Source organism: Tardiphaga sp. GW821-FHT12E02 (genome assembly GCF_058807155.1).
In genome coordinates this window covers 5,764,335-5,786,097 of the sequence record NZ_JBXAQK010000001.1, presented here as the reverse complement: position 1 = coordinate 5,786,097, position 21,763 = coordinate 5,764,335, and the positions used below count along the sequence as shown (strand labels likewise).

General features: G+C 60.1%; 17 protein-coding genes. 8 read left to right on the top strand and 9 right to left on the bottom strand.

The window, feature by feature from the left end; genetic code table 11:
* Positions 1 to 129: 129 nt before the first annotated feature.
* The 4 genes from AC1RQ5_RS27180 to AC1RQ5_RS27165 are packed head-to-tail and all read right to left on the bottom strand — an operon-like array spanning position 130 to position 4,919.
* Positions 130 to 564, bottom strand: a complete 435-nt coding sequence (locus AC1RQ5_RS27180; RefSeq protein ID WP_493203179.1) for a hypothetical protein — start codon at positions 562 to 564, stop codon at positions 130 to 132.
* Positions 557 to 2,146 carry a hypothetical protein gene (locus tag AC1RQ5_RS27175; RefSeq protein WP_493203177.1) on the bottom strand — a complete coding sequence of 530 codons (1,590 nt, stop codon included), beginning with the start codon at positions 2,144 to 2,146 and terminating at the stop codon, positions 557 to 559. The genes AC1RQ5_RS27180 and AC1RQ5_RS27175 overlap by 8 nt, the downstream gene beginning before the upstream one ends.
* A complete protein-coding gene (locus tag AC1RQ5_RS27170) occupies positions 2,146 to 3,675 on the bottom strand; it encodes a hypothetical protein (protein WP_493203176.1) in 1,530 nt (509 codons plus the stop codon). The genes AC1RQ5_RS27175 and AC1RQ5_RS27170 overlap by 1 nt, the downstream gene beginning before the upstream one ends.
* Complete coding sequence (locus AC1RQ5_RS27165) at positions 3,672 to 4,919, bottom strand: tyrosine-type recombinase/integrase (RefSeq protein WP_493203174.1); 1,248 nt, start codon at positions 4,917 to 4,919, stop codon at positions 3,672 to 3,674. The genes AC1RQ5_RS27170 and AC1RQ5_RS27165 overlap by 4 nt, the downstream gene beginning before the upstream one ends.
* Positions 4,920 to 4,998: 79 nt before the next feature.
* On the opposite strand from AC1RQ5_RS27165, the gene AC1RQ5_RS27160 reads away from it, so the two are divergent.
* On the top strand, positions 4,999 to 5,949 hold the full coding sequence (locus tag AC1RQ5_RS27160; protein WP_493203172.1) for a hypothetical protein: 951 nt from the start codon (positions 4,999 to 5,001) through the stop codon (positions 5,947 to 5,949).
* A gap of 1,210 nt (positions 5,950 to 7,159) precedes the next feature.
* The gene (locus tag AC1RQ5_RS27155) at positions 7,160 to 8,695 is read left to right on the top strand and encodes a class I adenylate-forming enzyme family protein (RefSeq protein ID WP_493203170.1); all 1,536 of its coding nucleotides are present in this window, start codon (positions 7,160 to 7,162) and stop codon (positions 8,693 to 8,695) included.
* On the opposite strand, the gene AC1RQ5_RS27150 is transcribed toward AC1RQ5_RS27155, so the two are convergent.
* Entirely contained in the window at positions 8,661 to 9,104 is a 444-nt protein-coding gene (locus tag AC1RQ5_RS27150; RefSeq protein ID WP_493203169.1) for a Zn-ribbon domain-containing OB-fold protein, read from the bottom strand. The genes AC1RQ5_RS27155 and AC1RQ5_RS27150 overlap by 35 nt on opposite strands.
* 1 nt (position 9,105) lies before the next feature.
* On the bottom strand, positions 9,106 to 10,263 hold the full coding sequence (locus AC1RQ5_RS27145; RefSeq protein ID WP_493203167.1) for a thiolase family protein: 1,158 nt from the start codon (positions 10,261 to 10,263) through the stop codon (positions 9,106 to 9,108).
* Between the two features lie 220 nt (positions 10,264 to 10,483).
* On the opposite strand from AC1RQ5_RS27145, the gene AC1RQ5_RS27140 reads away from it, so the two are divergent.
* Positions 10,484 to 12,088: a flavin-containing monooxygenase gene (locus AC1RQ5_RS27140; RefSeq protein WP_493203165.1), complete on the top strand. Its 1,605-nt coding sequence runs from the start codon at positions 10,484 to 10,486 to the stop codon at positions 12,086 to 12,088.
* Between the two features lie 19 nt (positions 12,089 to 12,107).
* Here AC1RQ5_RS27140 and AC1RQ5_RS27135 read toward each other — a convergent pair whose 3' ends face one another.
* Complete coding sequence (locus tag AC1RQ5_RS27135) at positions 12,108 to 13,232, bottom strand: nitronate monooxygenase (RefSeq protein WP_493203163.1); 1,125 nt, start codon at positions 13,230 to 13,232, stop codon at positions 12,108 to 12,110.
* 260 nt (positions 13,233 to 13,492) lie between these two features.
* Here AC1RQ5_RS27135 and AC1RQ5_RS27130 point away from each other — a divergent pair, with 260 nt between their 5' ends.
* The 4 genes from AC1RQ5_RS27130 to AC1RQ5_RS27115 all read left to right on the top strand — a co-directional run bounded on the left by AC1RQ5_RS27130 (position 13,493) and on the right by AC1RQ5_RS27115 (position 19,009).
* Positions 13,493 to 14,359 (top strand): branched-chain amino acid ABC transporter permease, encoded by an 867-nt coding sequence (locus AC1RQ5_RS27130; RefSeq protein ID WP_493203162.1) that lies wholly within the window; start codon positions 13,493 to 13,495, stop codon positions 14,357 to 14,359.
* Positions 14,356 to 16,905: a branched-chain amino acid ABC transporter ATP-binding protein/permease gene (locus tag AC1RQ5_RS27125; RefSeq protein ID WP_493203160.1), complete on the top strand. Its 2,550-nt coding sequence runs from the start codon at positions 14,356 to 14,358 to the stop codon at positions 16,903 to 16,905. Before AC1RQ5_RS27130 ends, AC1RQ5_RS27125 begins: the two co-directional genes overlap by 4 nt.
* 29 nt (positions 16,906 to 16,934) lie before the next feature.
* Positions 16,935 to 18,209 carry an ABC transporter substrate-binding protein gene (locus AC1RQ5_RS27120; protein ID WP_493203159.1) on the top strand — a complete coding sequence of 425 codons (1,275 nt, stop codon included), beginning with the start codon at positions 16,935 to 16,937 and terminating at the stop codon, positions 18,207 to 18,209.
* Between the two features lie 68 nt (positions 18,210 to 18,277).
* On the top strand, positions 18,278 to 19,009 hold the full coding sequence (locus AC1RQ5_RS27115; protein WP_493203157.1) for an SDR family NAD(P)-dependent oxidoreductase: 732 nt from the start codon (positions 18,278 to 18,280) through the stop codon (positions 19,007 to 19,009).
* Positions 19,010 to 19,021: 12 nt separating this feature from the next.
* Here the strand turns inward: AC1RQ5_RS27115 and pobA are convergent, their stop codons facing one another.
* Positions 19,022 to 20,191: a 4-hydroxybenzoate 3-monooxygenase gene (gene pobA, locus AC1RQ5_RS27110; RefSeq protein WP_493203156.1), complete on the bottom strand. Its 1,170-nt coding sequence runs from the start codon at positions 20,189 to 20,191 to the stop codon at positions 19,022 to 19,024.
* Positions 20,192 to 20,356: 165 nt separating this feature from the next.
* Here pobA and AC1RQ5_RS27105 point away from each other — a divergent pair, with 165 nt between their 5' ends.
* Positions 20,357 to 21,130: a glucose 1-dehydrogenase gene (locus tag AC1RQ5_RS27105; protein ID WP_493203154.1), complete on the top strand. Its 774-nt coding sequence runs from the start codon at positions 20,357 to 20,359 to the stop codon at positions 21,128 to 21,130.
* A 27-nt stretch (positions 21,131 to 21,157) separates the two neighbouring features.
* Here AC1RQ5_RS27105 and AC1RQ5_RS27100 read toward each other — a convergent pair whose 3' ends face one another.
* The gene (locus AC1RQ5_RS27100; RefSeq protein WP_493203152.1) at positions 21,158 to 21,709 is read right to left on the bottom strand and encodes a MarR family winged helix-turn-helix transcriptional regulator; all 552 of its coding nucleotides are present in this window, start codon (positions 21,707 to 21,709) and stop codon (positions 21,158 to 21,160) included.
* Positions 21,710 to 21,763 lie beyond the last annotated feature (54 nt).

Here is a 21,763-nt window from a genome sequence, read left to right as displayed (position 1 = left end):
CAGTCAACACGCATCAAACGCGGTCAGATCAGAAGCAACTGCTATGTCGTCGACCGATGCAAGGCTGATGCGAAGAGCAGCCAGGTTTCGTTGATAAACATTCAATTGCGACGACAGCGTCGTCGAACTTCAGCGCTTGGAAGTACCAACCGAAGGGTACTTCAACAAAAACAACTCACGCTCTACCTCCCGAAGACGTGTCTTCAATCTGATGTTCTCATCCTCGATCAACCTGTTGCGAGGCGAGAACCGAACGACCTTAGCCGAAGATCGGTCGTTTGCTTCTGCCGCCATTGCAGTGGGAATGTGAGCCCTCTTAGGATCGCTGGCGCGCTTCTTAAGATCTTTGATGCGTGTCACCAAGGTTTCGTGATTCTTGAAAGTGGTGCGATGATGACCCGCGGCTTCAGCTACAAGACCTAACGTAACCTTCACACGAACTGGCAATTCAGCTCTGCCTTGCGCATCGATCTCAGCCTCAATCCGGTCGAGAACGGCGTTAACGTCATTGACGAACGCTTGCTTTGCCGCACGCCCAGTGATGCGACGCTGATTGTCATTCATTGGAAAATACCTTCTCCATAGTGCTCAGAATATCTTCAGGCGCTCCAAAAGTCTCAAGATCAGAGGCTTCCAGTCGGGTTGCGGCGGCTTTGCCAGCAAACATGTAGCCGTACGTTTGCTCGGAAGTGCCAGAATCCGACAGCGCGTGGCCAAGCTGTTGACGGATCAGCTCCACGTGCAGATGGGATATCATCGCAAGCTCCGCCCAAGTCTTTCTGAAGCGGCGCGCAGAAACATTTCCTTTTGCGAGATCCGCGAGCCTGTGGCGCTGAGCAAATGCACCCAGGTGCATACCTTCGGAGCTCCGCATCTGCTTTCCGATCGAGCCAAGCTTGGTCTGGCACCAGAGATGGGGAGCACCAGACTTCCAACGCTTGAAGAGCCGTTCTTGCACATTGATTGCCTCAACGGCATCGCGGGTAATAACCCAGCTGTGATGCTTATAGCCAATGTCACCGCCGCCCTTAAAGATCAGCCCGTTCAACAGATAGATAGGCTCATCGCCGTCAATGGTCGAGATTCCGTCCGAATTAACGGTATGTAGTTCTGCAGGACGAGCAGCGGAGGCAAGCGCGATGATGTGAAAGCAAGCCATCTGCAGCGACGCGACGAGCGCGAGCAGATCGTGAATTCGTCGAGGCGGAAAAACGTGAGAGGGAGCGGTTTCGAAGGGAAGGCGCCCAAATGCTGATTCATCGTTTCTTTGCCATGCGCCGGTTTTCGCCTCGCTTCCGGCAAATTCCGCATATGCTCGGGCAATCGCCCGCCCTACTACCTTCGGTACGCAATTCTTCTTTGCCTCTGAAATCTCATTGCACAACATATGCAGAGTTTCAAAGTGCTTAATGATACCCTCCGAGAGCTCGGTGACATAGAACCGTGATATCTCCATCACGGCATTCACGTAACGACGTTCGAGAGGAAGCGTACTCGGTGAGGCTTCATCTTTTCGCGGAAGCTTGCGCCGGCCCGTACGCAGCGCGTCTAACGTCGCGTTGAGCGTGGTCGGTGCGAGATCACGCAAACGAAGCGTGAGACCGCCACCGGTATAGCCATCGGCTAACAAGCCGCGGGCCTTGAAATCCGAAACTTCTTCGAGAATTTTTCGAAGAAGCGATCCATCGGAATTGTTTGCTGTCCAATCCAGCTTTAGCAGGTCACAAGCCTTCGCGAGGTCGTTGTTTGTCAATGACGACATACGAACTCCGTCCCCCACAACACTAACGCACGCCTGGATGAGGCGATTGTTGAGCATCACCCGGTTGCGAAGCGTCGCGATACTTCCGATGCTGTGGTTATACACAGCGAGCATCACGGGATACTGACGCGCCATCAAAGTAGTCTCGGATGCAGCTCCGATACCGTCGATGAGGTCGAATGGCAGGGTGGTACTGGCATTGGATCCGCGGCTCAGCCATTCGTTCGGAAAATGCCAAGCTGAATCGCCTGCCTTGCTGCCAAGCGGAGAGATGACCGATGTCAGAAAGTCTGGCTCGGCGGCAGCCTCTGGTTCTAGCTTGCTGGCCCACTCCGCAAACGGCTTCACCACAGCAACAGTCGCTTTTGATCGCATTCTCTTCATCACGAACTCGCCGAAGTCTTAGCAGAGAACAAGGTGGCGTTGAATTTGGCGATGGACCGATCTCGCCGGATAGCGACAGGAAGCTTCTCGGCGTAGTGTTGCGAAGTTGTCGTCGTTTGAGCGTGGCGCGCGTGCGCGCGTAGGAGCTCGATATCGAGCCCGTGACCGCGATCGATGCGGGCCATGTAATTCAAGCGTGCTTCATGGCAGTTGTAGTCGCCGATGGCGTCGAGATCAGCCTCGTTGTCGACGAACATAGCGCGAAAGCATGCCGCAGAAACGTCATTCGGCCCTAGACGACTGATGCCGACTGTGGCCGTAGTCATACACAGCCACAACCGATCCTCCATGTTCTTCAGCTCGTCACGCCGCCGTATGAGGTCAAAGCGAACCGCCGGGTCGGATTCGAGCAAAACCGCGCGATCCAGCCCCGCGACTTGATCGACTAGGGAATGTCTGAGCGGAGACGTCCATTCTTGGACCGATTGTAAGATGTCGAGTAGCAATCCCTTGTCCGTTCTGACTGGTGCTGTTTCAGGGCGCTTCGCCCGTCCCTTCCAGCTCTCGATCTTCGACTTACCATTCACCGCCGTTGCAACAGCATTCGTGATCATCGAAGACTTCATATTCAGGATCGTTGCTTGGTTCCAGCCGGTGCATTCAAGCATAAGAACGAACGGTCCCATCAGGTCCGTCGCTGTCGGAAGAACATAACGGAATGCAGCAGCCAGTCCCGTTTTCATTGAGGACGCGCCTGGCGTGGCCGGTCGACCTGGTGCGGGCACGGTTAACCATTGGTCGGCGCGAAGACCAAACCGCTCGTGGAATTGAGCTGCAGTGATTGGGCGAAGACCGAGCTGCTTGTTTAGTAGTCGTAGGGTATGTGAGCGAGTGCAGTCTTTTGCGTTCACATTCTCGTCTCGTTCAACAAGCTCGATGAGGCTCTCTCCTGAGCTCCGGGATTCCGCCCTTCCCAATGCGATACGCTCATCGACGCGCTTAAAGTCTGTCAGCGCCGTAAAAGCCGCAACATAGTTCGTCGATCCCAAGCGCTCTGCCTTGGTGGACTTGACGGCCTCTGTGATGAAGCGAGTTCGCTGCACTCGGATCGCCGGGTTCATAACCCGGCAAACAGCGCATATGCATCGATAAATCCGCGGAATACCGCCTGGAATCGATTCGCCGTAATAGCTCTGAAGGCTGTCGGCATACCTCGACAGAAGCTTATTATCGATTGTGATGTCCTGACTTAGCGCTTCTCGATCAAAAAAACGCATAAACTCATTCGCGGCGCTTTTATGTTCTCTGGCATCGGACTCGCTCAAGCGGCGTTCCTGCAGCCTCTTCTTGATGGCCAAGCCAAGACGAAGTCCAAAGGTGCTGGATCCCTCGAATCCAATCACGTTGGCTCTGCCTTTATGTCCGTCGCGGAGCGTCGTAAGATTGACGGTATAGTTCACAGCACCGTGCGAACTGCTATCGATGCGCGGCTTGACGTTGAAGACGAGCTCATCGTTCAAGGAGTTCATGCTGCCATCGCTTCCCAGAGCTTGTCTGAAAGCTCTTCCTTATCTGCCTGTGCCAGTTCATCGAAATAGGAATGGAGGTAGATCATTGTTGTGTCGGCGCTGGCGTGCCCCAGTTCACGTTGAATCTTCCCGATAACAAGCTCCAGATCTCTGCGAAGCCCATAGTCTGAGATGTCAGACTTCTTTTTGAGCAGTTTCTCATGTGCTTGACGCAGTCTGCTTGCGGCGTACCAGTGGCGAAGCAAATGAGGGTGAATGCCGTCCAGTCCCGCCAGACGACCGAATCGTTTGAATGCAGCCCAGGTCGACCGAGAAGCAAGTCGCCGTCCTTGCTGGTTGAGCAGGAGCGCCTTTTCGGCATCCTTGTAGATTTTGCTTGCCGTTCCGAAGTTGCGTGCGCACTTTTCAAGCAAGGCCGGGCGGCTTTGCTCGACATAGCTCGCGATATGACGCACGAGACGACGATCAAACGTCACGTCGCGCAATACATTTCCCTTGCCGAGAATCTCGACGGCAACCACCTTCCAATCAAGATCCACCAGACGGTCGATCGGAATGTCGCCGACATCCAGAGAACAAAGCTCGGAAATACGCAAACCGGTGAGTGAAATTGTCGACGCGCTTAGGCAATATGTGCGATCACTCGCCGCAGCTCTGAGCAGCTTGTTCATATTTGTCGATGAGGGAAGTTCGCGAACGCGAAACGCTCGCTGCGGCTTCAGTAGCGAATAGCGATATTCCCCGTCACCTTTTGCAGTACGAGTGAAGTTCGGCGAGGTACGAAGTCCGTTTAGGTGGGCCCATTCGGCCATGGATATCGCCATCGTCAGACGAGTTTCGATCATCGATCGGCTGAGCGGTTTCCCATCCGTTGACCACTCACCACTACTCATCATTCGTTCATATTCGATGAGAGTATCTTCGTCGTAATTCAGGATGCTGTTGCAGAGTTGGTAACCAAATGACGCCCCCCAGGCGATGATATCTGCGCAAGCATATGCGTACTGAAACACGGAGCTGGTCGCAGGTTGTTCTGCGCAATGCTCAGAATCGGACAGTAGTGTCGCGAGAGAAGTCTGAAGCAACGGCAGCGAGAAGGCGCCGAGGAAGACGTCTTCTAAGCAGGCGTTGGCGAGATCGTATTCATCGCCCGATCTAGCGATGAACGGGCAACCGTGAAGGTTCTTCGGGATCGAGTCACCCGAAAGAGGAAGGATCAAGGCTGTGAGTTCGCGGCTCTTCATGCGAAGTCTATTACCGCACTCGGTGCTGAGAAGTCGTTAATTCAGGAGCGCTAAACTCCGCAAAGAGGAGAGATGGTTAATGATCGATAAAGACAATCGCTTTGACCGCGATGAGCGGGCTCTGCAAGACGTCAAGAGACTCGTCAAAACGGTAGAGCGAGCGCCGTGGTATGATTGTGCGCGAGATCTGCAGATCACTTCGCGTACGATTGCCGAGCGCTACGGCGTCACCTACGTCGGCGCAGTCATCCCCGAGGCTGCAGCGATTACAGGCGCGGGCGTCAATACCCTGCGCCGCTATTTAGCTCTCTTGGAGTTTGTGGATAGGAAGATCTTAAGCGATAGCACTAAGCCTGCGGAAGACGAACTTGCATTCGTTCGCTCGAACTTTAGCGGTCTGGAAAAGATCTCCCGCGTCGAAAAAATGAATCCTTCAGAGGCTGAAAAGCTCTTGAATTTGCTCCGAAGCGGAAAGGTGACTACCCGGGACTTAGAAGACGCGCTCGAAGATGAGCGATCGAAAAATCCTGCATCGATCACTTCGAGGCGAGGGCAGGCTATTTCGTCCCGTATGAAGGAGCTGAACACCATCGAAAAGGATCTTGGAACCTACCTTCGATCCCTGCAGCCCGGCGGTAAATTCGGTAAAATTTCCGGACCATCGTTCCTCAGAGCTCACTGGGTCTATGTAGGGGCCGGCGAGGGAGCGGCGGGATATTTTGCATCGGCCGCCACGAGCATTATTGGCTTCGAGCAAGCGTTCATTGATGCATCGTTTTCAAGCAGATTTTTTGATAAATTCTATCTTGTGATGCCGTTCTCGACGGCTGAAATGGTCAGCAGATTAAATGAACTGAACCGCGTGAGCAGAAGTGGAGTAGGCTTGCTTCAATACCAGGCCCACACTTTCGATTTAAAATCCGCGCCAGCGCGGCCAGACCTTAAAGGGTTGCCGCTAAATCTTGATAGTCGCGAGCTCGGTGAAGGCCAGGAGCAGAAGCCGTCATCAAAATCGCGTTCATCAAAATGAGATCATAAAAATCCACTTTTATGATCTCAAATGATGAAGGCGAAATTTGATGAAGGCGACGGGAGCCAAAGCCCACTATCACAAAGCGTCGTTGGGCGCCCGCGCCGCTGTGGCAAGGCTTGCAAAGCCACGCGCGTGAGGCGCTGGCGGAGAACATGGCGGCGCAATTGCAAGCGCGCCGGATAGCACCGGGCTTTCTCTTTTCATTTCGGACGACAACGACGATTGGGGAGTTGATGTGAACATTACTGGCAGTACGTACACATTAACTCCCCAATACCCCATTAATAAATTCAATGAGTTAGCACTGCAGATTGCAAACATCTCCTTCCAATCGATCGGCTTGGAAGGCCGTTAAATGTGCTGGAAACCCTTAGCCTTGAGATCGTCTCTGTTGCCCGTTCGGCCACCATGGCGAGCCGCTATCGACTAACACCGCATTGGTAACCCATAGTGGCAGACCGTGGTTTCGAGCCTGTCCGGCACCATCTCACCACGCTGATCGACGCAAGCCTACAGGCACGGATCATAGGTGAGTGATCGTCCGGAATGGTCAGCCGAAGGCAGCGAACATCGTTGCCGACCCGGACACAGCCTTTGAAGTCCATCTGCCAGAGCAGATTCGGCGCCGCCATCTCGAAGCGATCGCTGGCGGGTGCGTCGCCCACGGCAGGCGTGAAGCGCCCGGACTGCTACAGAACAGTATGGATCGTCGACGGCACCGGCGGCTGTTCACCGGTACGGATGAGACGGGTCGCTATTTTGCGGGCGCTCCAGGCGGGATGGGCGTCGCAGGACGTGATGATGCGCTGATCCAAGTCCGCCTAGGTTCGCCGCTGGCTCATGCGGGGAGCGCGACAGCTCGGCTAATTGTCCGCCACTCTGATCACGCGCGATCCATTTATAGGCCGTCGAGGGAGGATGCCCAAACGGCGCAAAGCTCTCGCGGATTGGCACCATTCGGCATCGCGAGTCTAATTAAGTCTCACCTTTGCTCCATCACCAACGCCTCGCGCCAAAGCACGGAAGTGGCCTCCGAAAATGTCAAATCAATGCGCCGGCGCCGGTCGCGAGGTATAGACAACAATGTTGACATCACAACATCTCGGTCTACTGTCGATGCCAAAGAAGGTCGGGTTGCGCCGGCTGTCCCGCCTCAACAAGGCGATTGGATCGGCACAAACGGTCCGTCAGTCAAAGGGCGGTAGGGATGGAACAGGCCACAACAGTCACAGGCGCGGAATCCGAGCGCGCCGGCCAAGGACCGACCGTCGGGCGCCTCTTCAACAGTCAGGCTGCGGCGAGGGGATCCGAAATCGCCATCAGGCAAGGCAGTACGGCGCTGACCTTTGCCGAACTCCTTCAGCGGGTGAACCGTGCCGCTAATGCGATGGCCAGCCGGGGCGTCCGGCATGGCGATCGCGTGGCCATCCTGTCAGAGAACAGGTTCGAATATATCGAGGTTATTCTGGCTGCGGCAAAGCTCGGCGTGATCGTTGCCAATCAGAACTGGAGGCAGTCCGATGCCGAACTCCGGCATTGCGTCGAACTGAGCGGGCCGGTGTTGATCTTCGCGTCCGAGCGCTATGCCGATGTTGCCGCGCGTGTCGTCGCCGGTCGGTCGGTCGTCGCCTTCGGGGCGGACTATGAGGCATTTTGCGCCGCCGCCGGCACAAGCGAGCCGGCCGATGTATCGATGCCCGAGGACGGCCTGCTGATCCTGTATACGAGCGGCACCACGGGTTTGCCGAAAGGCGCCTTGCTCAGCCATCGCGCTGTGATCGCGCGGACGATGACATCGCGGCTCGACGGCGGGCTATTCCCGGAGGGCGCGACCATCATCTGGACGCCGCTATTCCATATGGCGGCCTCGGATCCGGCAATCGGAATGCTGATCAGCGGCGGCCGGATCAATATCGTCGATGGTTTCGATCTCGACCGGATCGTCGAGATCATCATGACCGAGGAGATCGGCAATCTGATGCTGATGCCGGCCACCATCGATAAGTTCATGCAGGCAGTCCGAGCCGACGGGCGAGTGCCGAAAGCGATCAAGGTCGTGGGCTGCATGGCGGATCTCGTGCCGCATCAGCAGCTTATTGAGGTCACGACGCTGCTGCAGGCGCGTTATCGCAATACGTTCGGCGCGACCGAGACCGGGCCGGTGCCGTGCCGGGGATTGATCCCGATCGGCCGCGTGCCCGATCGGATGTCGAAACAGCAGAGTTCGTTTTGCGATGTGCGGCTGGTCGATCCCGATGACAACGAGGTACCGGACGGCACGCCCGGGGAAATGACGCTGCGCTCGGCGACGCTCTTCAGCGGCTATTGGAATAATCCCGAGGCGACGGCGCGGGATTTCCGCGGTGGCTGGTTCCATATGGGCGATATGTTCGTCCGCAACCCGGATCGCACATTAGATTTCGTCGATCGCGTGAAATACCTGATCAAGTCGGGCGGCGAAAACATCTATCCCGCAGAGATCGAGCGCTGCCTGCTGGCGTCGCCGCGCATGGCGGATGCCGTGGTGGTGCGGAAGCCCGATTCGCGTTGGGGCGAAATCCCGGTCGCCTTTGTTGCGCGCGCCGATGCAACGCTCGACGCGGAGGCTGTTGTCGATATGTGCCGTGGGCAGATCGCAAAATACAAGCTACCGAAGGAGGTGCACTTCATCGCCGAAGCTGATCTGCCCCGCAGCACCACCGGCAAGATCATCCGGCACGAGCTGGAGCAGCGATTGACGTGACGGCGCGTAGCACCGGCAGCGTTGTCGTCTCGTCGATACGGTGAAAGTCGATGCGCAGCGGAAGGCCGATCTTCAATGCGACGGATGCCGCATCGATCAGCGGCGCGAGTGCGCGAATGCCTTCGGGCAGATCGACGGTGACAAGCGCATAGGGCAGGTCCGGCGCAAAGGCCGGATGATAGGCGTGATACACAACGGTCCAGCTATGAACTGCGGCACTCCCCGATGCCGGGCGCCATGACGACTCCACGGAATGGCATTGGGCGCACATCGGCCGGGCGTAGGCGCGGGGCTTGCCGCAATCGTCGCAGTGCTGAACCAGAAATTCTCCGCGCTTGAGGCCTTCCCAGAACGGGGCGGAGTGCAGCGATGGAATAGGGAGGGGGCGCGGGGCCATCGTTTCGCTCATGTCAACCTCTTCGCATGATGGCGACCGCGCCGTCGCCAAGATCGCCATAGCCGGTGACGAGGCCGATCTCGGCGTCCCGAACCTGCGCGCGTCCCGCCGTTCCTCGCAATTGCTTGACCAGCTCGGTCACATGTCCCATGCCGGCGAGATGCGCCTGCGACAGCAGGCCGCCATGTGTGTTCACCGGCAGTCTGCCGCCGAGACCGATATTGCCGTCCGAGACGAACTCGCCGCCGTCGCCCTTATGGCAGAAGCCGAGATCCTCGATCTGCCGCAACACCACATAGGTGAAGCAGTCATAGAGCTCGGCGACGTCGATATCGGCCGGAGAAAGGCCGCTCTTTGCAAACAGCCGCGCCGCCGCCTTAGCCACGCCCAAGGTCAGCATGTCGTCGCGCTGGGTGATCGTGCTCGGACTGTCCGGGTGTCCTTCCTCGACGCCGGCGATCAGTACGCGCGGCTGCGCCATCGACTCGGCAGCGTCCGCCGAACTGACGATGATGGCGGCGCCGCCGTCGCTCTCGAGGCTGCAATCCAGCAGCCTGAACGGATCGGAAATCATGCGCGAGGCCTGATGGTCGTCCAGTGTCATCGGCGCCCGCATGATCGCCCTGTCGTTCAGCGCGGCGTGCCTGCGCATGGTCATGGCGATCTCGGCAAAATGTCGGCTGGTCGTGCCGTATGTCTCCATGTGCCGCCGCGCCATCGGCGCATACAAGGTCGCCGGTGCGACGGCACCGAGCGGAAGCTCGAACTCGCCGACGGTGCGAAATTGTGGCAGCTCGTAAAGCCGCTTGCCGATCCTGCTGCCGGAGAAGCCGGTTCGCCCGATCGGGATGAGAATGTGCTGGCATGCGCCGATCGCAATGGCGCCGACAGCAAGTTGCAATGCAGCGACGCAACTGGCGCCGCCCATGGGCGATACCGCCGACAGTTTCAGATCCCGGATGCCGAAATTGGCGATGAAGTCCTCCGCCACCACAGGGCTGACGCCGATGGGGACAATGACGCCGTCGATGTCGCCGGGATCGAGGCCGGCATCCCGCACGGCCAGCAGCGAGGCTTCCAGTTGCAGGTCGAGCGCGGTTAGAGGCGGAACTCCGCCCCGCGTGAACGCGGTTTCTCCAATACCGGTGACCGCGGCGATCTCGCTCCCCATGGCTTCTCCCGTCTACGGCGGACAAGTCCGCTCTTGCGACGCCGGCGCGTTACGACACGGCACCGCCGACTGTCAGCCTTGACTGTTGTGATGTCAACATGCGGCGGCGCGGCGCGCGACCAACTTTAATGTTGTGATGTCAACATAGCGTCTGTATAGCCTAGGACTATAGAAGCGGCGCGAGCGCGCTCGATAACAGTCGTGAGGAGACGGTCACTTGGTGGATCAGCCTAGTTCGAAGTTTGACGTCATCGTCGTGGGCGCCGGCTTTGCGGGGGTCTATGCCCTGCATCGCTTCAGGAAGGCGGGCTATTCCGTCCGCGTTCTGGAAGCCGCGGATTCGATCGGCGGCACATGGTACTGGAATCGATATCCCGGCGCGCGATGCGACGTGGAGAGCATGCAGTATTCGTATTCGTTTTCGGAAGAGATCCAGCAGGAATGGCAGTGGTCGGAGGTCTATGCGCCGCAGCCGGAAATCCTGCGCTACATCAATTTCGTGGCCGACAAGCTCAAGCTCCGGGACGGCATACAGCTCAACACCCGCGTATCCGCCGCCACCTTCGATGAAGCGACAAAGTCGTGGCGGATCGAGACCGAGGGCGGCCAGACCTTCATTGCCGATTATTGCGTGATGGCGACGGGCTGTCTGTCCGTTCCCATCGTGCCGAGCTTTCCCGGAATGGCGGATTTCAAGGGGCCGATCTACCGCACCTCGGACTGGCCGCATGACGGCGTCGATCTCTCCGGCAAGCGCGTCGGCCTGGTGGGAACCGGATCGTCCGGCATACAGGCCACGCCGCTGCTCGCCAAGCGCGCCGATCATCTCTATGTGTTCCAGCGCACGCCGAACTATTCGATCCCAGCCCTCAACCGCAATATGGACTCGCAATATGAGTCGGGCTGGAAAGGAGACTATAGCGCGCGGCGCCTGCTCGCCAAAGAGACGCGGAACAACACGCTGAACGATGCCGGCAACGTATCCGGGCTGACGGTCAGCTATGACGAGCGCGAGCGCGAATTCGAGCGCCGCTGGTCTGTTCTGGGCGGCATCAGCTTCATGTATGCCTATACCGATATGACCAGCAATCCGGAGGTCAACGCCCACGCCTCGGATTTTGTTCGCCGCAAGATCGCCGAAGTCGTCAAGGATCCCGAGGTCGCAGACAAGCTCGCCCCTAAGGATTACGGCATTGGCGGCAAGCGGATCTGCGTCGATACCGATTATTTCCAGACCTTCAACCGCGGCAATGTCTCGCTGGTGGATGTCAAGGAAGATCCGATCGAGACATTCACGGCATCCGGCATTAAGACCGGCAAAAAATCGTATGACCTCGATGCCATCATTCTCGCGATCGGCTTCGACGCGATGACCGGCGCATTGCTGCGCGTCGATATCACCGGGCGTTCCGGTGTGAAGCTGCGCGACAAATGGCAGGACGGTCCGAAGACCTATATCGGCATGGCGATCGCCGGCTTCCCGAATCTCTTCATCGTGACCGGTCCGGGAAGTCCGTCGGTCTTCACCAATATGGTGACCTCGGTCGAGCAGCATATCGACTGGATCGCGAACTGCTTGGACTACATGAAGCGCAAGGGCGCTTCAGAGATCGAGGCGTCCAATCAGGCTCAGGAGGGCTGGGTCGCGCATGTCAATGAAGTTGCAGGCAAGACGATGATGCCGCTGGCCAATTCCTGGTATGTCGGCGCCAATGTTCCGGGCAAGCCGCGTATCTTCATGCCCTACCTCGGCGGCGCTGCGGGCTATCGCGACAAGATCGAGAGCGTGGCCCGCAATGGTTATGAGGGGTTCGGACTGGCGTGACACCAGTCCGAACTCTGCATCAATCCGCTATCAAGGGGCGGAGGCGATCCATCGCCTCTGCATAATCGCTGATCAGATCCTGAATGACCGAGCGCACGCTGGTTTCTTCCTTCATGGTGCCGACGACCTGGCCTGCCGGTATCGACAGAAGGTCGGCGCGCTTGGCGCGCACGATCCGCGCTTTGGCCAGATAATAGAGCACGTTCTGCAGCGGCGGCATCAGGTGCTTCGGAGCGCCCGGGCGCTCCCAGGCTTCCGACATCTTGCTCCGGATCATGCGGACCGACTTGCCGGTCATCCACTTGCGTTGCACCGCGTCCTCGGTCTTTGCGCCGAACAGCAGCTCTTTCTCGATCGGGACCAGTTCGCTCTCCCTGGTTCCAAGCCAGAGCGTGCCGCACCAGACGCCCTGCGCCCCGAGCGCGAGTGCGGCCGCGACCTGGCGGCCACGGCTGATGCCGCCGGCTGCCAGCACCGCGATATCCGGGCCGCATATATCGACCACCTGGGGAACGAGCACCATGGTGGATACGCTTCCGGTATGGCCACCGGCCTCGGTGCCTTGCGCGACGACAAGGTCAACGCCCGCGCGCTTGTGGTGGACGGCATGTTCGGGCTTTCCGCATAGCGATCCGACCAGCAGGCCGCGCTGATGGAATTCATCCACCATCTCGCGCGGCGGCGGCCCCAGCGCGCTGACGATCAACCGAACTTGCGGGTGGCGCAGCGCGACATCGATGAGGCGCCGAGCGCCGGCGGGCGTCGTGTTGCGCTCGCGCGCCGCAAGCTCTTCATCGGCTTTGATCTTTTCGTCCGGTGCAAGTTCCGGGACGCCTTCCTGCGACAGCAATTCGTCGACGAACCGGCGATGCTCGGCAGGGATCATCTGCTGAATGCTGGATGCGGAATCGTCGGCCTGGGTTTCGTATTTCACCGGGATAAGGACATCGACGCCGTAGGCCCGGCCATCCACATGGCGGTCGATCCAGTTCAGCTCATGCTCCAGCTGCTCGGCTGAAAATGTCACCGCGCCTAGCACGCCGAAACCGCCAGCTCTGGTGACCTCCACGACAACGTCGCGGCAGTGCGAAAATGCAAAGACGGGGATTTCAGCCCCCAACCGTTCGCAGATGGACGTCGACATATGCTTCTCCCTTTGTTTGCTTGTCTGCATCAGGCGATCCTTTGTTGTGAAGTCAACATAAATATCATGTTGCGCCGCCGTATCGCCGAGCGACAAAAATTATGTTGCGTTCACAACACCATTCAGACATGCTTCCAGCAAGCAGCCGACGAAGATGCGGCGGGCCGTGACGGAGGAACGATGATCGAGCGATCAGGGTGGGCCGACGCTTGCGCGTGGGGGCGAACGCTGGCGGCCGGAGCGGGCGACCAGACGTTATGATGGACGCGATTCTTCCTCAGATCGCCAATGGCCTGGCGCTCGGATTCTTGTACGTGCTGATCGCCGTGGGTCTCTCGATTATCTTTGGCCTATTGGGCATCGTGAATTTCGCCCATGGCGCATTCGTTGCGCTGGGCGCCTATTTCGCTGTGAGCCTGGTCGGCCTGCTCGGATGGCCCGGTATCGTGCTCGCGCCGATCGGCGTGGCGCTGGTCGGCATCGTGGCCGAACTCGTGCTCATTCGGCGGCTCTATAGCGAAGGCGCGCTGCTCAGCCTGGTGGTCACCTTCGCGCTCGCATTGTTCCTCGAAGCGATCATCCGTTCGATCTGGGGTGCGGCCGGTATCCCCATGAGCGTGCCGCCGGCTCTGTCCGGTCTTATCGAAATCGGCCCGATCCTGCTGACCACCTATCGGCTGGCAATCCTGGTTACGACGATCGTCGTGCTTGTGTTGCTCTGGCTGTTCTTTGCCCTCACGCCATATGGCCGCATCCTCAGGGCCGGCAGTCGTGATGCCGAAATGCTGGGCTGGCTGGGCGTCGATTTCCCGAAGGTCATGACGGGCGCGTTCGCGCTCGGCTGTCTGCTGGCGGGTATAGCAGGCGCGCTGGCCGGGCCGCTCTGGACTGTCTCGCCTGGCATGATTTCGGCGGCGAGCATGCCGGCATTCGTGATCGTCACCATCGGCGGCTTGGGCTCCTACAAGGGCGCCATCATCTCTGGGCTGATGGTGGGATTGGTCACGGCCCTCACGGTTCAATTCATGCCCGAAGCGTCCGGCATTGCCATGTATGTGCTGATGGCGATCGTGCTGTTGCTGCGCCCCCGCGGCCTGTTTGGCGAAGCCTGGGAGCGCTTTGAATGAATACGATCAAGATCAGTTTGCATCCGGTGCTGACCATCGTGCTCGTTCTCGCCGTATTGTCGGTCTGCGCCGTGGCGGGGTGGATCAATATCACGACCGTAACCGAGATCGCGATCTACACGCTCTATGGCCTCGGCGTTAATCTTATGCTGGGCTATACGGGGCTGGTGCCGTTCGGCGCATCAGTTTTCTTCGGCGCAGGGACATATGCGGCGGCGATCGTCGCCCGCAGCTGGATCGACAACGAGCTCGGTGCCCTGGTGGCGGCGGTGGTCTTCTCCGGCCTGCTGGGTGTCGCGCTCGGCGCGATCGTGCTGCTTCGCCGTGGCCTGTATTTCTCGCTGCTCACGCTGGCATGTTCGCAAATCGCGTTTGAGATCGCCTTCAAATGGACCGATGTGACCGGCGGCGAGAACGGCCTGCAGAACGTGCCGCGTGCGTTGTTTCCCGGTGCGGAGGCGTTCCATGCGATCTGCATTGTGGCCGCGCTGGTCGCCGCCTGGCTGCTGTGGCGTCTCGCCCATTCGCCGCTCGGACGTTCGTTTCAGGCGATCCGCGAAAACGAGGCGCGCGCCGCCAGTCTCGGCTATGACGTGTATCGGCTGAAGCTGGCGTCGTTCACTATCTCAGGAGCGGTGATCGGCGCCGCCGGCGGGCTGTTGGCATTTCTGGTGCAGGGCGCCTATGCCAATAATCTGAACTGGCAGCATGCGGGCGATGCCGTGCTGGCCAATGTCCTTGGCGGCGTGCATCATTTCCTCGGCCCGCTCTGGGGCGCGGTCACATTCATCCTGCTGCAAGACTATCTCAGCGGAGCGATCGAGAACTGGTGGCTCGTTTTCGCGCCGCTGGTGATCGTGCTCGCGATATTCTCTCCGCAGGGCCTGCACGGCCTGGTACAAAGGCTGTTGTTGCGCCCGGCCGATACGCTGGTCCGCGCGGGCATTCCGCCGCGACCCCAGTCGATCGCGCCCTATCGGCCGGAGAGTGCGAGCAGCGGACCAAGCCGGACCATTCTAGAGATTCGCGGCCTGTCGCGCAATTTCGGGGCATTGATCACGGCGAAAAATATCGATCTCCAGATCGCCTCCCGCGGACTGCACAGCCTGATCGGCCCCAATGGCGCCGGCAAGACGACCTTCTTCAACATGCTGTCCGGCGTGTTGCCACCATCGGCCGGGCAGATCATTCTCGACGGACGGGAGATCACCGGCCTGTCGGTGCATCGGCGCGCGCGGCTTGGCCTCGCCCGCTCGTTTCAGATCGTTCGTGTGTTTCCGAAGCTTTGCGCGTTCGAGAATGTCCGCATCGCTGTCCAGGCATCGCACCCGGCCCGGTATTTCTTTTTCACCGATGCCTATGGTCTGGCTGACATAAATGCGCGGGCCTGGAGCCTGCTCGCGGCTGTCGGGCTGCTGGACCGCGCCGAAACCCTGTGCATCAATCTCTCTCATGGCGAGCAGCGGCTTCTCGAAATTGCCGTGACACTCGCCGGCGATGCAAAGGTCCTGCTGTTCGACGAGCCGCTGGCCGGCCTGGCCGAGCAGGATCGACGGGTCGTTACCGATCTGCTGGTCAGGTTGTCGCGCGATCATTCGGTCTTCCTTGTCGAACACGACATCGATCGGGTGCTGGCCGTGTCCGACCGGATCTCGGTTCTGCACCAGGGCAGGCTGATTGCCGATGGGCCGCCGGCTGCGATTGCGAATGATCCCGACGTCATCTCGGCCTATCTCGGCAAGTCGCGCGAAGAGGCCGGCGTGCAACGCTTGACGCGGCGCAGCGCCGCGCCCTCCGAGACGTCCCGCACGATCCTGCAGCTCGACGCGGTGACCGGCGGCTATGACGGCAGCCGGGTGCTCGACGGGTTGTCGATGACGGTCAGGGAAGGCGAGGTGGTCGCGCTGCTCGGCCGCAACGGTGTCGGCAAGACCACTGCGTTGCGCGCCATTCTCGGCGCCTGTTCCATCGACCAGGGAGCGATCTATCTGGACGGCGCGCCGATCACGGCCATGGCCGGGCATCAGGTCAATCGCAAGGGAGTTGCGATCGTCCCGCAGGGCCGGCGGCTGTTCTCCAATCTCACGGTCGAGGAAAATCTGCGGGTCGCCGTTCGCGACGGCGGTTCCTCTTTGGCCGAGGCCTATGAGCTGATTCCGAAGCTCGGCCTGCTGCGTCACGCAAAAGCGCAAAATCTGTCCGGCGGCGAGCGCCAGATGGTGGCGATCGCGCGGGCTCTGATGGCGCCGTGCCGCGTCATCCTGCTCGACGAGCCGTTCGAGGGGCTCGCGCCCGCGGTGGTCAATGACATCATGGATGCCATCGTCCGCCTGCGCGCGCGGTCGAGCCTGATCATTGTGGAGCATGATGCGGAGGCGATCCTGTCAATCGCCGACCGTGCCTACATTCTCGTCAATGGCGCGGTGGCCTTCGAGGGCGCCGCGGAGGAATTGGCGCGGCGGCCGGATCTCCAGGCGCGCTATCTCGGCATCGCGCATGCCGGCGATGTCGAGGCGGACAACAGCCTCGCCGTCAGCCGGATCTGAATAACATAACAACAGAGGGAGAAGCATTCATGCATGATCAAGACATCCGGCGGCCGCTCGTCGGCAGTTCGAACAATGTGTCGCGCCGCAACCTGCTCAAAGCGACGGGCGCTGCGATCGCCATGGGCGGGATGACATCGATCGCCTCGCCTTTTATCGGGCGCGCGATGGCCGACGAGCCGGTGAAGCTTGGCATGGTGCTGGCCAAGCAAGGGCCCTTCGCGCAGCAAGGCGCGGACCTTGCGGCCGGCGTGCAGATGGCGCTGAAGCAGGCGAACAACGCCGTTGCGGGTCGCAAGATCGAGGTTACATGGCTCGACGAATCCGATCCGCAGAGCGCGACTCAGTCGATCACCAAGCTGGTTCAGGAGCAGAAGGTAGCCGCCGTGCTGGGCGGCACGTCGAGCGCCAACTCGCTCGCCATGGGCGCCGTCGCCAAGCGCACGCGGGTGCCGTTCATTTCGCTGAACGGCGTAGCGCGCGAGATCACGGGCAAGCAGTGCAACCGCTTCATGCTCCGCTCGCCGCCCTCGATCCCTGTCTACACCCGGGCGATGGGGCCTGATCTGCTGGCTGCCGGCAAGAAGTGGTACTTCCTGGTCGCCTCCTTCGCCATGGGTGACGATGTGCTGGCGACGTTCGGCGATTTCCTCAAGGCCGCGGGGGGCACCGTGGCTGGCGTCGATCGCGTGCCGGTCGAGACGACGGATCTCAGCTCCTACATCCTAAAAGTGCGGCAGGCAAAACCCGACGTGCTGATCAGCGGGCTCGCGAATGTCGGGCCGATCCTGAAGCAACTCCACGAATTCGGAATGACCGGCAAAATCACCGTCGGCGGCCCCGCGGTGAGTGACACCGATTTGTGGAGCGTGCCGCGCGAGGCGCTGTCCGGGATCTACGGCAAGATGTGGTACTACAATGATCCGGCCAATTCGAGCGAAGACAAGGAATTCACCGCCGCCTATCTCAAGGACAACGGCAAGCCGCCGACCGATCGCGTGTGGGCCGGATGGTTCATGACGAGATATCTGCTCGCGGCGATCGATAATGCAAAATCGGTCGAGGCGGCGAAGCTGGTCGAAGCGCTCGAAACGTTGCGTTTCAAGGATGGCGCGCAGCAGGTCGCCTTCCGGGATTGGGACCATCAGCTGATCCGTCATCCCGTCGTCGCCACCGCGCAGGCCAATCCCAAGGACAACTGGGACACGCTGAAGGTGACGTCGAAGCCCTCGTCCGACGCCAAGATGCTCGATGCGCTGTTCGGCACTAAGGACGAAATCGGCTGCACCATGGAAAGCCTCTGATCCTCCACCGACGGAGCGTCGCAGCCGCGGCGCTCCGGCCTGGTCCGGCGAACACTTTGGAAGGCGATATGCAGCGTTTCGACAACAAGATCATTCTCGTGACCGGCGGCGCGCAGGGGCAGGGCGCGGAAGAAGTGCGGCGCCTGCATGCCGAAGGGGCAACGGTGATCGCGGCCGATGTCGCCGACGAGCAGGGCGCGGCGCTGGTCGCCTCGCTCGGCGCACGCGCCGACTATGTCCATCTGGATGTGTCGAATCCGGACAATTGGGTGAGTGCGCTCGATGCCTGCCGGCGGCGTGGTGGGTTGGACGGGCTGGTCAACAATGCCGGCATCTACAGGCCGCGCGACATCCCGAATACCGATGAAGCCTCGCTGCGCCGGCATTTCGAAGTCAATCAGCTCGGTGTCGCGCTGGGAATCAAATACGCGTCGCCGCTGCTGGCCCAGCGCGGCGGCGGCGTCATCGTCAATATTTCATCGACGGCCGGCCTGCAGGGCATTCCCAATGCGCTTGCTTATGTGGGTACCAAATGGGCGGTCCGCGGCATGACCAAGGCTGCGGCGATCGAGCTGGCACCACAGCGCATCCGCGTGAATTCGGTCCATCCCGGATTGATCGACACGCCCATGCTCGACAGCCGGCCGCGCGAGGATCTGTTGCGCCGGGCCGAGACCATCCCTCTCGGACGTCTGGGAACCTGCGAGGACGTCGCGCACGTCGTCCTCTTTCTGTTGTCTGACGAGACCCGGTACATGACCGGCGCCGAGATCAGCATCGATGGCGGCATTTCGCTTTAACGACGCGCGCCGTCAGAACGGCAGGCCGGTATAGTTCTCGGACAGGGACTGCGTGGCAGCACGCGACGAGATGAGATAGTCGAGCTCGGTGCGCTGGATGCGCGCCGAGAAGGCATCCATATCCGGGAAGCGGTGCAGCTGCGACGTCATCCACCAGGAGAACCGCTCCGCCTTCCAGACCCGGGCCAACGCGCGCTGCGAATATCCATCCAGCCCTGCGCTGGATCGCTCGCCATAATATTCGGCCAGTGCCTGCGAGAGATAGAAAACGTCACTGACTGCCAGATTTAGCCCCTTGGCACCGGTGGGCGGCACGATATGGGCGGCGTCGCCCGCCAGGAACAATCGTCCATATTGCATCGGCTCGGCCACATAGGAGCGCAGCGGAGCGATGCTCTTTTCCAGCGATGGGCCTGTCACGATCGTGGCGGCGGCCTCCTCGTCGAGGCGCGAGCGCAATTCGTCCCAGAAACGATCGTCGCTCCAGGCATCCACGGTGTCGTCGAGGCTGCATTGCACGTAATAGCGGCTGCGGGTCGCCGAGCGCATGGAGCACAACGCAAAGCCCTTGTCGTGATTGGTGTAGATGAGTTCGTCGGAGACGGGAGGCGTGTCGGACAGCAGGCCGAGCCAGCCGAACGGATAGACGCGCTGGAATTCGCGCAGCGAGGCGGCGGGAATGGATTGGCGGGCGACGCCGTGATAGCCGTCACAGCCGGCGACGAAGTCGCAATTGATCCGCTGCGTCACGCCTTCCTTGACGAAGGTCACCGACGGCGCCGTGCTGTCGACATGCTCCGGGCTCACATCGCTGGCATCATAGATGGTCTGCAGCCCGGCGCGGGCGCGCGCATCCATCAGATCCCGCGTCACCTCGGTCTGCCCATAGATGGTGACGTGTTTGCCGGTCGCGGCGGTCATATCGAGGCGATGTCGCTTGCCGCCGAAACAGATCTCGATGCCGGCATGCGGAAGCCCGTCTGCCTGCAAGCGATCCGCGACGCCGAGCTCGTGCAGCAGATCGACCGTTCCCTGTTCGAGCACACCGGCGCGGATGCGGGACAGCACATAGTCGCCGCTCTTGCGCTCGAGGATGACGTTGTCGATGCCGTGTCGGTGGAGCAAGTGCCCGAGCATGAGGCCGGCCGGGCCGGCGCCGATAATGACAACCTGTGTACGCAAGGGTTCCTCCAAATGTTGTGATCGCAACATAGTGGAGTTTGCCGCTTGGTCAATGATACCGATTTGCGCATCGCACAATGAAGCATTGTTGACATCACAACAATACGGCCGTTACCCTCTTTGCAAAGACGCCGGACGCGACCCGCCGAGGGCGCCAGAGGAAGCATGAGCAGCAAGAAACCGATTGCGGTGATCACCGGTGCGGCAGACGGCATCGGTTGGGCGACGGCCCAGCGTTTCGCGGAAGAAGGCTACAACGTTGCGGTGGTCGATCTCGACGAGGCCGGTGCCAAGCTGCGTGCGTCCGAACTGGGCGAGGGACATCAGGGCCTCGGCTGTGACGTCTCCAGCGAGGCGGATGTCCGCAAGGTTTGTGAGGCGGTCGGCAGCAGCTTCGGGCGCCTCGATGTCCTGGTGAACAATGCCGGCATCGGCAGCCCCCATCTGCCGACCATCGAGCAGAAGATCAGCGATTTTGGCCGGATCTTGGACGTTCACCTGAAGGGAACGTTCCTGTTCTGCCGCGAAGCCTATGCCGTGATGGCCAATGCCGGAGGCGGCGCGATCGTGAATGTGAGCTCCATTGCGGGCCTTGCGGGGCTGCCGAAGCGCAACGCCTATGGCGCCGCCAAGGCCGGCATCGCCGCGATGACCCGGTCGCTCGCCTGCGAATGGGCAGGGAGCGGCATCCGTGTCAATGCAGTGGCGCCTGGATTCACGGCAACGACGCTGGTCAAAAAACTCGAAGCCGACGGTTTCGTCGACGGCAAAAGGCTATCACGGCGCATTCCCATGGGGCGTCTGGCCAGGCCCGAGGAAATTGCGGATGCGATCTTCTATCTCGGCTCGGCTCGCGCCAGCTATGTGACGGGAGCTATCTTGTCGGTGGATGGCGGCTGGGTCGCGTTCGGCGATGCCGGCGACGCGGCCGCGATCTGATATCGATGCAGCGGCGAGGATCTGCGATCAGAACTTGGTAAAGTCGACATCGTCGACGGCGGGAAGGTTTTTGAGGAGGACGTGCAGATATCCGATCAGCGTATCCACCTCCTGCTTGGTCAGCCCGGTCAGAAGCGCCTTCTCGCGCGCCAGGGCAAGATGAATGATGCGATCATGCATGGCGCGGCCTTTTGCGGTGAGTAGGAATTCCACGCGCCGCCCGGTGCCCTGCTGGATCTTGATGTACTTTTTCTCGTCGAGAAAAACGGCCGCCCGACTCAATGCCGCCTTGTCGATGCCGATGAACTGACTGATCTCCGCGCCGGTGCCGATATCGTAGACTGCGAGATAGGAGAGGATGCGCCATTCGACGATGCCGAGGCCGTATTGCTTGCGATAGATATGCGATGCGCTCCTTGCAAGCTTGTTCGACAGCCAGGCGAGCAGCCCAGGAACATATCGTTCGAGATGAAGCGCAGTGCTCTTCGCTGCGCCGGAAGCTTTGGCAGGCATCGGGGAAAATCCATTCCGGTCAAGTGTCGCAGCTGTAATATCGGTCACGGTGGCGGCGCTAAGCAAGGCAATTCGCCCGCTGTTACCATGTTTTGAGCGGCGATTGCGTTTTACCGGAGC